Raw genomic sequence first — 13,832 nt, forward strand, 5'->3', positions numbered from 1 at the left:
AGCGCTTAGCGGTGAACAGACCTTTCTCCGAACGTAGGAAACTGCTTATTGAGCCCAAGTTCTACCCGGGGGAACCCCGACAGTCCCTTTACGGAGCGCTTGCAGGCCAGCTGGTCCAGGCAAGGGCAACCCCGGAGCCAGTCCCGGGCGCTCCATGAAGCAGGACAGCACCATGAGAACCAACACGATTCATCGGCTCTTCGCCGTGGGCTCGGCGGCCCTCGCAATCACCATGGCGCCCGCGTTCGCCCTGGGGGACGACGGCCCTTTCCTCGCGGAAAACGGGCTCCTCGTGATGGAAATGGAGTCGGGATCCCCCACGGGCAGCTGGTTGACGGAGACGAACCTCAGCGGCTTCACGGGAGAGAGCTACCTCCGCTGGAACGGCGGGAACCTCTTCAACACCCCGGGCCAGGACGTTTTCGCGTTCGACTTCGAGATCGCAGAGGCCGGGCGCTATCACTTCCGCCTGCGTAACCGCCACGACCACCCCGACAGCACCGAGGCGAACGACGTCTGGGTACGACTGGACGGTGGCGCCTGGGTCAAGACGTTCTCGTGGCAGCGCGGCCAGTGGACCTGGACGACGCAGCACGAATTCAGCCACACCGACAAGCCGGACGCCGAGTACCAGCTCACCGCCGGGCTCCACCGCCTCGAGTTCTCCGGTCGCAGCCAGGACTTCATGCTCGACCGCATCCACCTGTTCCACGACGGCGCGGCGAACCCGCTGTCGCTTGCCCACCCCGAGTCGAACCGCGGCAGCACCAACGATTCCCCCATCGCGGCTGCGCGGGTCGTTCCCGGTGAGGTTCCGGTCGACGACGGATTCTCGACCACCGTCACCCTCGACTCCTCGAACTGCGTCGACCCCGATGGAGACGCCCTGTCGGTATTCTGGCAGATCCGAGGTGCGCGCTTCGTGGACGGGACCGGTCCCCGTAGTCGCACGGCTCGCATCCGGGTCAAGGGAGACTTCGCGGTCCCGGTTCGCCTTCAGGTCACCGACACGATCTCTGCGGACGACTACGACTTCGGCTTCGTGAACCAGGTCGGCACCGCGGGACGAGTCGACGGAGCGGGCATGGTCTGGCACCCGGTCACGGTCAGCTTCCGCGGACCGGCGACCAACGAACGGGCGACCGCGCCCAACCCGTTCCTCGACTACCGGTTCAATCTGAAGCTCACCAGGCCCGATGGGACCGACATGGTCGTCCCCGGCTTCTTCGATGGCGACGGACTCGGAAACGGCGAGGGCAACGTCTGGCGAGCGCGGTTCACTCCAGACGCACCCGGCATCTGGACCTACACCGCGAGCTTTCGCTCGGGCGAGACCGTCGCCAATAGCCTCGATGATCACGCGGGTGAGGCCGTCTACTTCGACGGCGCTACCGGCCGCTTCGGTGTCCTGGAGGGCGATAGCCAGGCTCCTGGACTTCTCGGCAAGGGACGGCTCGACTACGTGAACGACTTCTATCTCCAGCACCAGGGGAGCGGCAAGCCCTTCATCAAGACCGGAACGAACAGCCCCGAGAACTTCATGGGCTACGCTGGCTTCGACGGCGTCCAGGACAACGGCGGCGTCGGCATCATCCACGAGTTCGCACCGCACGTGCAGGACTGGAACCCAGGTGACCCCCTCTTCGTTTCGTCGACGTCCGGCGTTGACTCGAAGGGCATCATCGGCGCGCTCAACTACCTCGGCGAGCAGGGCGTCAATTCGCTCTATTTCCTGCCGATGAACCTCGGCGGCGACGGCCAGGAGACGACTCCTTTCGTCGGCTACGAGAAGACTCACTTCGACAAGACCCACTACGACATCAGCCGTCTTCACCAGTGGAATCACGTGCTGAACCACGCCCAGGAGCAGGGCATCCTGGTCCAATTCGTGCTCGCCGAGACCGAGTGGGCCAACGAGCACTGGCTCGACGAAGGCGAGATGGGCACGGAGCGCAAGCTCTTCTTCCGTGAACTCGTCGCGCGGTTTGGCTACCTCAACGGCGTCAAGTGGAACCTCTGCGAAGAGAACGACTACCCGATCGAAACGCTCCGTGAAATGGCGTCGTATATGAAGGCCATCGACGCGTACCGTCACCCCGTTGCCGTGCACACGCACCCGAACGACGTGGCCATCTACCAAGACCTCGTGGGAGATCCGCTCTTCGACGCGGCCTCGGTCCAATACGCCCCGTCACTCTCCGACAACCTCACGCAGATGGTGCGGAACATGACCCAGGCCGCGGGTCGCCGGTGGATCGTCGACATGGACGAGAATGGCACCTGGAACGTGGGCGCCAACGGATCGAACTCCGACGAGATGCGCAAGGAGGTCCTCTACGACGTCCTCTTCTCCAACGGAGGCATCGAGTGGTACGCCGGGTACCACACGCTTCCCCTTGGCGGCGACGTGAAGATGGAGAACTTCCGGACACGGGAGAGCCTCTTCCGATTCAGCCGGATTGCGCGCGAGTTCCTCGAGGAGCACGTCGACTTCCAGGCGCTCGTCCCCATGGACCACATTGTCACCACGGCGACGGAGCAATTCGGCGGCGCGGAAGCCATGGGGCTCCCTGGAAACGACGTCGTCATCTTCCTGCCGGACGCACTCGACGCACCCTCCCTGAGTCTGCTGAACCTCCACGGCACGTTCCGGGTCCGCTGGTTCGATCCGCGGACGGGCGAGGAGGTCGCCCAGGGTCCGACGCTCGAAGGAGGCCAAACTCAACCACTCCAGGTGATGGTCTCCCAGCCTGAACTCGACTGGATCGTCTTCCTGGACCGCGATTGATCGCGATGCACCCTGCAGGCCAGGTGCCAGGAAGCAGCGCCCGCGCCGGATGGACCTCCGGCGCGGGCGCCTCCCGTCACCCCGGATCGGTGGGGCGCCTGTACCAACATTGGAGGCCATCCCCCGTACCCTCTGTCGCGCCGCCGCATGAAGCTCCCGTTTCCGGCCTCGGGAATAGGGCCCCAACCCGCTATTCTCCTTCCGTGATGAACGATCAAGCCCGCACGACGCTCCCCGCTCCACGACTTCTTCGGCCCTGGCTCCTGCTCGTGGCCACCGGGCTGGCTGCGGCCTGCGGCGGAAGCCAGAAGGACGGCGAGGCCGACCCCGAGACGTCGGCGAAGAAGCCGAACGTCATCCTGATCACGCTGGACACGGTCCGCGCCGACTACCTCACGTGCTACGGGGCGACGACCGGTAGCACGCCCGCGATCGACGGTCTCGCGAGCGAAGGCACGATCTTCGAGCGCGCCGTCAGCTCCTCGGGCCTGACGCCCGCGTCCCACGCGACCATCCTCACGGGCAAGTTCCAGTACAACCACGGCGTTCGTGTGCTCTCCGCGGACAGCGGTTTCAAGCTCGAGGACGAGCACGAGACGCTGGCGACGAAGTTCAAGGAAGCCGGGTACCGCACCGCTGCGGTGCACAGCGCCTTCCCGGTGTCGGCCACCTTCGGCTTCGACCGCGGCTTCGATCACTTCGACTCCTTCACCGCGAGTCTCGAAGCCAAGCCGGGACGGGACAAGGTCAGCTGGGACGTTCAGACCTTCCAGCGGCGCTCCGACGAGACCACCGAACGGACGGTGTCCTGGCTCGATGAAGCCGTCGGAGACGCCGCCCAGCAGGACCAGCCCTTCTTCCTCTGGATTCACTACTGGGATCCGCACGACCCCGTCAAGCTGCCGCCGGGCGACAGCTGGGGGCCGCTGATGAACTCGCCGGAGTTGAAGGACATCGCGGATCGTCAGACCCGCGAGTACGCGGGGGAGGTGCGCTGGCAGGACCAGAACATCGGCACGCTCCTGACGGCGCTGCGCACGAAGGGACTCCTCGACAACACGGTCATGGCCGTGACGGCGGACCACGGCCAGGGGCTCGAGGACGGAATGGAGCTGCACCGCTGGTCGAACCATCGAATGCTGTACCGCGAGCAGGTCCACGTACCGCTGATCCTGCGGGGCCCCGGCGTGCCCGCTGGCCAGCGCCTGACCGACCAGGTAAGAACGGCGGACGTGGCCCCGACCCTGCTCGACCTCGCCGGTATCTCCCCCATCGATGGCCGCATCGACGGAGAGTCGCTCGTCCCTCGGATCGAAGGACAGTCCGGCGGCGACCTCTGGGCCTACGGGGAGCAGATCAACGGCTATGACTTCAACGCGGGCATGTGGAAGCATCGCCCGGACGCGACGTTCCTGTTCATGGTCACGGATGGCGAGTGGAAGCTGATCTACAAGCCGAGCATGCCGAACATGAGCGAGCTGTTCCATGTCGGCATCGACCCCAAGGAAGTGCGGAACGTGATCGGGGAGCACCCGGAGCAGGTCGAGCGCCTTCTGGCCAATCTCTCGGAGCGCAACCCCTGGGTCACCGAGCCCTTCCCGATGACGGAGATGTCGTCCGAAGCGGACGGCGGCAAGTCGGACATTCTCATTTCGCTCGGCTACTCGGCCGCGGACAAGGGCACCGGAAACTGGTGGTGGACCTGCCCGCGCCACACCGAGGTCCACAGCGACAAGCGTCAGCGCTGCCCGGAAGAAGGCTGCGACCGCATCCTGATCCCGATGGTCCAGTGGGAAGAACCTGCGCCGAAGTAGCACCGCGTGCCTGCTGGCGCTACTCGCTACTGGCACCTCTCGCTACTGGCACCTCTTGCTACTGGCACCTCTTGCTACTGGCACCTCTTGCTACTGGCACCTCTTGCTACTGGCACTCGTCACTACTGGCACTCCTGATTGAGCTCGCCCGGGGATCCCAGGTCTCCGGCGGGCATCACATCCACCCCGCTGCACCAGGCAGCGCCGTCGACAGCGACCGACGTCCCCACGAATCGCGGCCCGAGGGCGACGCTCGCACCCGCTGCATCCGGCCAGTTCGACGTCCCGTCCTCGTACTCGACGCGGTCGATCTCATGCCCCCCGGGCGCCTCCAGGATGATCTGGTCCGCCCCGTTGCCGAGCGTGAAGCCGCTGTAGGTCGCGGCGATCATCACGCCTCCGTTGAGCGCCGGATCCGCCTGACGCCCGAGCACCACGAAACCACCTGCGGGCACGACGACGCCTGCGCCCGAGGACGACGCGGTGATCACCGTGCGGTTGCTCCCTTCATCGCGGAGCGTCCAGCCCTCCAGGTCGATGGCCGCCGCCGTTCGGTTCTGGAACTCGACCCACTCCCCTCGCGTATCGCTCACCGCCGCCGGGTCCTTCATGAACTCGGTGACGAGGATCGCTCCGCGCGGGGGCGAGGCCGCGAGCGGCTCCGCCGGGTCCCGCAAGGGGAGCGCTACACTGCTCCATCCCAGTTCGGGTCCCATCCCGCGGTGGAAGGCCGTAGCGGCGCCCCGGGCCCTCACCAGCACCCCAAGGCGCCCGCCAGACCCGAATGCCTCACTCGGAATAGGCGTTCTCAGGACCTCGCCCGAGCGGGCCGCCATCCTTCGAAGGACTCGCGCCCCGCGCAGCGCCTCAAAGAGCTCCGCGGCCGTTTTCACCTCGCCCGAGACCGCCGCCGCAGCGACGTGCGTCGTCTCCAGCAGGAGCACCTCCCACGTCCCACGGGAATCGGGGTTCGACGTGCCCAGAAGCGTCCCCAGTTCCAGCTCGAGGTGAGTCTGTCGCTCGGCGACGAGGTGGGCTCGCAGAATGGGAGAGGCGGTTCCTTCTGCGCCCGCGGGCGATGGCAGGCTCGCCGCCGTGGCGAGGCCGGCCACGGTTCCGGCGATGGTTCCGGACAGAACCCATCGACTCGCGGCCATGAACAGGGTCCCGACCGAGCGGCGAGCGAGCATGCGTTGGCGAGACGAAGGAGCGAGGGAAATCAGGGAGCTGGCTCGAAAAGTATGCATCGTTTTGATCCTCGATGGGACGGTAGGTCATTTGACGGGGCGGACCACGATGTCCACCCAGCGCGGATCGACCGATCGGGCCACCGCCTCGGTTGCACCTTTTCGCCGTAAGCTTCACGGCGCCTGCCTCCCGGAAGGGCGTACGCACATCGGCGAAGACTCGGCGCCGAGACGGCCCCATGTGCCTCATTCGCTGCGACGATTGCTCCCATCCACCCTGTTGTTTCGCGTTTCTTGGCGCTTCCAGGGGGAACCTGAGGCACTTTTAGGACGTCTCCTCAGGTCCGCTGCGCGTCCATTCCGCGCTCCGGCGGCTCTCTCACTGCAACCATCTCCATGGCTCTCTTTTCCTTCCACGGCCGCAGCGCCGCGGCCTTCGCCGCTCTGCCCGTCGCCTCGATGCTGGCCGCTGCCGTCGCAGCGCCGCCCGCGCCGGTCATGCAGACCCAGGTCCAGGCGACCCTCGACGACTTCTTCGTTCCCGGCACCCAGCCCCTCGGGCTGAACGTCCCGATCTACGAATCGTCCAACTGCGCCGCGTGCCATGGGTTCTACGATCCGGTCACCGCCCCCTACGACCAGTGGGCGACGTCGATGATGGGCCAGGCGGGCCGAGACCCGATCTTCTACGCCACCCTCGCGATCGCCAACCAGGACGTGGCGTTCGGCGGCGAGGCGTGCCTGCGCTGCCACGCGCCGGGTGCCTGGCTCGACGGCCGCTCCCAGCCGTCCGACGGATCCGCACTCGACCCGAACCTCGGGGACCTGGATGGCGTGACGTGTCACTTCTGCCACCGCATGGTGGACCCGATCGGTGACATCGCGAACCCGGCCGAGGACGTCTCGATCCTCGCTTCGCTCGCGGTTCCGGCGCTGGAAGCCCCCCACAGCGGCTCGTTCGTGATCGACCCGGACGACAATCGCCGCGGCCCGTTCCAGCTCGACCCGAACTTCTTCTATCACGAGTGGCGCGAGTCGCCGTTCCACCAGGAGAGCCTCATGTGCGCGACCTGCCACGACGTGTCGAATCCGCTGCTGGAGCTCCAGCCGGACGGCAGCTGGCAGGTAGGCCCCCTCGGCACGGCGCACCCCACCGGCGAGAAGCAGGACCAGTTCCCGGTCGAGCGCACGTTCAGCGAATGGGCGATGAGCGTCTACGCCCAGGCGCCGATCGAAACCGGCGGACGCTTCGGCGGCGACAAGCCCGCCGTCTCGTCGTGCCAGGACTGTCACATGCCCGATGCCGCCGGCACCGGCGCCAACCCGGCGTTCAACCCGATCCAGCGCCCGGACGTCCCCCAGCACGGTTTCGCAGGCGCGAACTCCTGGGTGCTCAAGGCGATCCGCGCCCAGTATCCGGACAACGAGACCGGCCTCTCCCAGGCGGGCATCGACGAAGCCATCGCCCGCAACGAGGCGATGCTCGCGGCCGCAGCTGACCTGGAGGCCGTCGTCCTCGCTGGACAGCTCAAGGTCCGCATCACGAACATGATGGGCCACAAGCTGCCGACCGGCTACGGAGAGGGCCGTCGCATGTGGATCGATGCGCGCTTCTTCGACGCCCAGGACAACCTCCTCGAGACCCGAGGCGGCTATGACCTCGTGACCGCCGATCTCGACAAGGCCAGCACCACCGTTTACGAGATCGAGCACGGTCTCGACGCACAGATGGCGGCCGCGACGGGCCTTCCCCAGGGCAAGTCACTGCACTTCCTCCTCAACAACACGATCGAGAAGGACAACCGGATCCCAGCGCGCGGCTTCACGAACCCCGGCTACGACGCCATCGGGGCGCCGGTGGTCGGAGCACTCTACGCAGACGCGCAGTACTGGTCCGAGGTTGATTTTGCCCTTCCGACCGGTGCAGTGCGCGCGGAGATGCGCCTCTTCCACCAGACCTCCTCGAAGGAGTACATCGAGTTCCTCCAGGCGGAGAACACGACCAACACGACGGGCCAGGAGGCCTACCAGCTGTGGGACATGTTCGGCCGGAGCAAGCCGGTCGAGATGGCTCTGACCCAGGTCGACCTCGCCCAGAACGTCGGCCTGATGCCGCGCCCGCTGGCGCTCGGCAAGGTGACGAGCGCGGGCGACCGACCGGAGCTCAACTTCAATGGATCGACCCTCGCGGGGTCGGCCGCTGGCGGCCAGCTGGAGATCACGGGCGGTATCCCGGGTGCCCTGGTGGTCGTCTTCCGGAGCCCGACGCAGATCAGCCAGGACTACCTCGGTGGCACGTTGAACATTGGCGCCGGCGCCCGCCGGATCGCGACCCTGACCCTCGACGGTTCAGGGGCAGCGAACGTCGTGGTCAACTACGGCGCGGGAGACGCGGGCCAGGGCTACGTCTATCAGGCCCTCTTCCGGGATGTCGCCTCCTCGGGAGGCCTCGGGATGACCGGCGGTCTGCGGGTGGACGTCACCCAGTAGCCAGCGAACGATCCGCCGGCTCCGCCCCGGCGGAGTCCGCGCGCCAGCGAGGGCCTCCAGGGAATCTCCCTGGGGGCCTTCTCCCTATCTAAAGGAGTTGTTCGGTTCCCCTCACAGGCACTCCATCCCAAGGTCGCTATCCTCTTCGCGCAACTATCGTTTCCAGCGGGGCTCCCCGAGGGCCCCGGAACTCTCGTCGACCACCGCACCCGGCTCCCTTACCTGCCGACGGTCCGACGCAACGGACCTCTCCCATGAAGCTCATCATCAAGCTCCTCGCCATCCTCGTGATCGGCCTCGTCGCCCTCGGCGTTGCCGGCTACTTCCTGATCCCGCCCGCCGCCGACAAGGCCGTGGACGAGGGCTCCCGCTACGCCTTCGGCGTGCCGGCGGAGATCGGCAAGATCACCGCATCCCCCGGCCTCAGCTCCACGAGCGTTGGCTTCGAGGACTACGTCCTCAAGGGCCCGACGGGCTTCGACTCTTCGCTGCTCTCGATCGGCAAGTTCAAGGTCGGCGTCGGGACGAAGTCCATCATCGGCGACACGAAGAGCGTTGGGGAGCTGGTCCTGAGCGACGTCAACCTCAACCTGATCCAGGACGGCCTGCAGAGCAACCTGCTCCCTGTGCTTCGCCACCTCCAGGGTCTCGGCGGCAGCGACGACAGCCAGGGCCCGGACGGGCCGCGCGAGGGCAGCGCCGGTCCGAAGCTGAAGATCGGCACCATCCGCGTGGAGAACGTGGGGGCCACGATCAGCCTCAAGGGTCTTCCCGGCGTGGAGACGATGGAGAAAACGTTCACCATCCCGACCTACACCAAGGACTGGTCGTCGATCACGGGCGAGGAAGGCAAGACCGTCGCGGAGATCGCGAGCCTGATCATCCAGGACCTGAAGAACGAGGCGCTGAGCGCCGCCGACGGCATCGTCCCCGCGCCAGCCCTCGACGCCCTCTCCAAGGTCCTCGACGGCGGCCTCGAAGGCGGCCTCAAGGGCGGCATCGATACGGCCAAGGACATGCTGAAGTCCGGAGCGGATGCCAAGCTCGACGAGGCCCAGCAGAAGGCCGCCGACGAGCTCCAGAAGGCGCAGGACAAGGCGGGCAAGGCCGTCGACGATGCCGTGAAGGACGTCCAGCAGAAGGCCGCGGAAGAGGCGAAGAAGCTTCTCGGTGGCAAGGACGGCGACGCGCTGAAGAGCATCGGCGGCTCGGCCGAGAGCGCCACCAAGAAGGCAACCGACGAAGCTAAGAAAGGCCTGAAAGGTCTTCTTGGCGGCGGGAACTGATCTCGGCTTCGTCCGAATCGGACTCCAACTCGCGGGGATCCAGGTCGAGCAGCACGCTCCCTGGGTCCTCGCTCTTTTCGAACTCCCCCAGCGACCAGATGTGGCGCCTGTAGTTGCGCACGTCGACGAGCGTCAGTGTCTGGATCGCCCGCAGCGTGACGAGCTGTTCCGTCACGCGCGCCGGATGCCGTAGCGCGGCCGCCAGGTCCTCCTCCGCCGCAGCCCTCGCCCCCGTCGCGCCCGACGGGTGTGCATGCGCAGCTCGGACCGCCGCAAGCGCTTCGCGCGCACCGTCCACGTCGGCCTGCAGCGCACGCCAGAGCGCGCGCTTGATGCGCTGCTCGGTCTTCTTCTGGCGCCTCTTCAGCTCTCTCTCGGACAGCACGTCCGCCTCGTCGCCCGTCACCGAGAGGACGCCGGAGACCTTGACCGCCTCCAGCACGCGCTGTTCACCGCCCTCCCGCGACCACCACGTCTCGTACGAAAGCCACAGCGGCACCGGCGGGAAGAGCCCCGTCTTCGGCAAACCGAACTCCAGCGCGTCGATCGCGGTCTCACACAGCACGTCGAGCCCGAACAACTTGGCACGGATCCCACGGTCGTCCGCGTGAACGAGCACGGTGAGCGCGCGCAGGCCCGTGGGATCGCCCGCGAGGTCCTTTCCGAGCCGCTCCGACAACCGCTCGACGAGCCCCCCTTTGGCCGCTCGCTCCAGGCGCCCCACGTTGCGCTGGGCACGCGCCTCGAGCGCGGCGAGCACGTCGAGGAACTCGGGATCCGCGTCCAGAAAGGCCGCGTCGCGCTGGCAGGCCGACAGCGCTCGGCGATCGAATTCCTCGGCGTCATGCAGGCCGAACGGCAGCGCGATCCCGTGGTACTCGGGGTCGAGCACCGCGCGCAAGTACAGCGCGACCTGCGCCCCCGGCCCGCGCATACGACCGATCTTCCGCGCCGCCGCGTGGAAGTCGGCCTCGACCTCGCGGTCCTGCTCGAGGTACAGCTCCGGCCTGCGGATCGCCGCCACGGCGCGCCCGACCGCCTTCACGCCCTTACCCGAGAGCCTGACTACGATCCCGGCGAGCCTCAGGGGAATCAGCAGCACGCGTCCTCCCTCGACCCACTCGGAGTAGAGCGTTCGCAGGTTGAGCACGCGCGACTCTCGCGGCAATCGATGCAGCGGGTAGGTACCGAAGACCGTGCGCACCAGCGCTCGCCTGTCTTCGCGCATCTTCTCGACGACGCGCTCGCCGAAGCGTGCCGCGACCTCCGCGTCGCGCGCGGGCGAATCGTCGAGGAAGTGAAGGACCGTGAAGGCCGTGGTGATCTCGGGTGCCTCGGTGACGAGGCGCATGTCGTCTTCCTCGCCGCTCTCACCGAGCGCTTCGTCCCTCGTCGAGCGCCCTCCGGCCAGCCATGATTCATAGCGCGCGCGCTCGTAGGGCAGCGCCAGCTCGAGTTCCGAGAGGGGGATCGCGTGCCCGTTGTAATCGACGATCAGCCGCGCCGAACGACTCGAAAGCGCACGGCTGATCGAATGGAACCACAGGTAGGGCCCCCGCACGAAGGTGCGGCGACGCTCCAGATCGATCTTGAGGATGCGCTTGCGCATCGCCTTGGAGATGCGCTTCGACTGGCCCACGAGTCGCTGGAGCGCGAGGTTACCGAGAAGCTGGCTCGTCGCGCGCGTATCGGACTCGGCCAGGAGCGCGCCGTCGAGCAAGTCACGGTGCAGCATGACCGCGCGCGCCACCGGGTCGAATCCGTCGTCGCGGGACGGGGGCGATATGCCCTCGGCCAGGAACTGATGCAGATGTCGGACGAAGCGCGCGACGTCGCGCTCGGTGGCCTCTGCGGCGCCGTGCGCCTCGAAGAGGTTGCGCTCCAGCCGGAAGACCCGCTCGCCGAGGAGTTCGGCGTCGGCTTCGCGCTGACGCGCCTTGATGCTGTCGGTGAGGTGCAGGAACTGGGCGCGCGCGACCTGCTCGTGGAAGGTGGTTGCGTCCTGGGCAAGGCGCTGGAGCCAGACCCCGAAAGCGAGGATCGCGAGACAGATCGAGCCGAGAATGGCCAGCGCGCCGCCGACGATCTTCCAGATCGACCCCGCCACCTTCTCGAGGAAGCCGATCACACCCTCGGGATCCGCGGCGTCGCCAGCGCCCGTGCCGTCGCCGAACACCAGGATGGCCAGCTTCAACAGGAGATAGAGGCCGCCGAACATCAAGAGGCGCACCGCCGGGCGCGCAGTCCGCGCCACGAGCGTCGACCCGACGCGGCCGACGAGCTCGCCCGGCGTCAGCGTCCCGCGCAGGTCCGCCCACCAGAGCACGCGGCGATGGAAGCGCCCGAGCGAGCGAGACACCGCACGGATGGTCCGCGAGGCCACCCGGCGATCCGGCAGATCCGCGGCATCGGAAGGCGCCCAGCCGCGGAGGAGTGGCAGGATCCGCAGCGGAGAGCGAGCGATGAGCCGCGCGCCGCTCGCAATTTTCTGGACCGCGTCGCCGCCGACGCGGCCTTCCACCTCTTCGCTGCGTACGACCGAAAGTCGGCCGAGCCAGTCGTCCGCCAGGGGCAGCGACTCGCGCCGCACCGTGGCTTCTGTCATCTGGTCCGAGATGGGCACGACCGCACGCGACGCATCACGGAGCGCGCTGGCGCGAAGCTGCTCGAGCCGCGCCCGCTCCTCGCCGCCCGCGTGCTCGTACAGATGCTCGAAGAGCGTGTCGAGGCTGCCGCGCAGACGCCAGAGACGCGCCTCCGTCGAGACCTTCGTGGATCGGCGAACTCGCCGCTCGTCAGGCGTCGGGAAGAGTAGCACCTCGCCTTCGAGGAGCCGCGCGTTCTGCCGCACGAGCCGGTCGAGCCCGCGGACGAGAAAGCTGACGGCCCGGAAGATGCGGATGATCTTGACGGCGCGCAGAAGCCGTAGCAGTCGCATGAAGCGCCCACCCTCGACGGGTGCATCGAGAGCCGCGCCACCCGCGACCACCGTCTCGGGGCCAAGGCCCGGGATGAACGCAAACGGAATGGCCGGGATCAGGTCCGTGAACACGTGACGCTTGAGCCACGTCGGGTGGAATCCCACGAGCCCTGCCTTCACGAAGAAGTCGACGAGGAAGAACCCGCAGATGGCCGTGTCGATCCAGAGCAGCCAGAGGGGCGTCGACGCGTGCATCAGGTCGATCGCCAGCACGAGCATCACGGCGGCGAGGCCCACGAGAATCGCGCGGTCCCAGAGTTCGACGAAGCGCTTGCCGAACTTCTTCTCGAGGCGCGCCAGCAGGTGCTGCTCGATGCGCTCGGCGTCGAGGCGACGCATGCGGCGCCTCAGTCGGCGGCGCTGCTCGCCCGACCGCGTTTCCACCGAGTCGAGGTGCCATTCCACCGCGCGCCCGGTCTCGGAGAGCTGACGCGCGGCGATGCGCGCGTCGCGCTCCCCGGCCCTGATGATCGTTTCGTCCGCGAGGTCGACGAGTCGTCCTGTCCAGACACGCCGCGTCTCCGAGCCGGGCGGGCTCGACTCGAGCGTCTTCTTGAAAGCCTTGCGGATCACGCGCTGGACCCGGCCTGCTTCCTCGCAGACGGCGCGCAGGTCGGCGTGGTTCGAAATGCCCAGCGCGGTGGCCCGGCCCTCGACGCGCTGCCGCAGCTCCTCCACGGCGAGAAGCGCCAGGAACAGTCGATCGCGAGCCTCCGCGCCAGGCGCCCCGACGAGTTCCGATTCGGGCTGCTCCTGGACATCGAGGGCGGTGCGCTCGCGCTCGCGCAGTCCATGGATCAGGATCTCGGCCCCGATGTGCTCGACCTCGTCGGCGGCCTCGGTGGAGCCAGCCCGTCGCAGGCGCTCCTCCCAGCCGAGGGCGACGCCGAGGACAGGGTGCTCCCGGGTCCCGCTGGCACGGACGGACTCGCACTGGAGGGCGCAGAGGTCCCGCTCGATCCGCGCGAGGCGCGAGTTCCGCTCGGTGATCTCCAGCGTCTCCGCCTCGCCGCTGAGCTCCCGGAGCCGCCGCTCTAGGTCCCCTAGCGTGGAAGCGATGGGGCCCTCTTCCGAAGAAGTCGTCTGGGGAGCGGAAGTCACGGTGGATGCGGGGATCGGATCACTTGGGATCGGCGATTTTGCCTTCTGGACTCCAGTGTCCCCCATCGGCCTACGGGATATCTGCACTGCGTCCGATATTTGCCGGATCCGGGCGTTAGTAGAATGGTCGCGGGATCGCCGCGTAGGCCCTTGCTACCATCCCCGCCCCCACTCGCCTTCAGCCCT

The 13,832-nt window shown here is 67.4% G+C and carries 6 protein-coding genes; 4 read left to right on the plus strand and 2 right to left on the minus strand.

The window, feature by feature from the left end; genetic code table 11:
• Positions 1–172 precede the first annotated feature (172 nt).
• A complete protein-coding gene (locus Poly30_RS14300) occupies positions 173–2,788 on the plus strand; it encodes a DUF5060 domain-containing protein (RefSeq protein ID WP_419190182.1) in 2,616 nt (871 codons plus the stop codon).
• 206 nt (positions 2,789–2,994) lie between these two features.
• Complete coding sequence (locus tag Poly30_RS14305; RefSeq protein ID WP_419190183.1) at positions 2,995–4,602, plus strand: sulfatase-like hydrolase/transferase; 1,608 nt, start codon at positions 2,995–2,997, stop codon at positions 4,600–4,602.
• Between the two features lie 122 nt (positions 4,603–4,724).
• Here the strand turns inward: Poly30_RS14305 and Poly30_RS14310 are convergent, their stop codons facing one another.
• Positions 4,725–5,792, minus strand: coding sequence for a lamin tail domain-containing protein (locus tag Poly30_RS14310; RefSeq protein ID WP_145198406.1), 1,068 nt, complete (start codon positions 5,790–5,792; stop codon positions 4,725–4,727).
• 393 nt (positions 5,793–6,185) lie between these two features.
• On the opposite strand from Poly30_RS14310, the gene Poly30_RS14315 reads away from it, so the two are divergent.
• Entirely contained in the window at positions 6,186–8,279 is a 2,094-nt protein-coding gene (locus Poly30_RS14315; protein WP_145198408.1) for a multiheme c-type cytochrome, read from the plus strand.
• 254 nt (positions 8,280–8,533) lie between these two features.
• Entirely contained in the window at positions 8,534–9,565 is a 1,032-nt protein-coding gene (locus Poly30_RS14320) for an AsmA family protein (RefSeq protein WP_145198410.1), read from the plus strand.
• Here Poly30_RS14320 and Poly30_RS14325 read toward each other — a convergent pair.
• Positions 9,525–13,646 carry a hypothetical protein gene (locus Poly30_RS14325; protein WP_145198412.1) on the minus strand — a complete coding sequence of 1,374 codons (4,122 nt, stop codon included), beginning with the start codon at positions 13,644–13,646 and terminating at the stop codon, positions 9,525–9,527. The genes Poly30_RS14320 and Poly30_RS14325 overlap by 41 nt on opposite strands.
• Positions 13,647–13,832 lie beyond the last annotated feature (186 nt).

It is taken from the genome of Saltatorellus ferox, from assembly GCA_007751475.1.
Classification (GTDB): domain Bacteria; phylum Planctomycetota; class UBA1135; order UBA1135.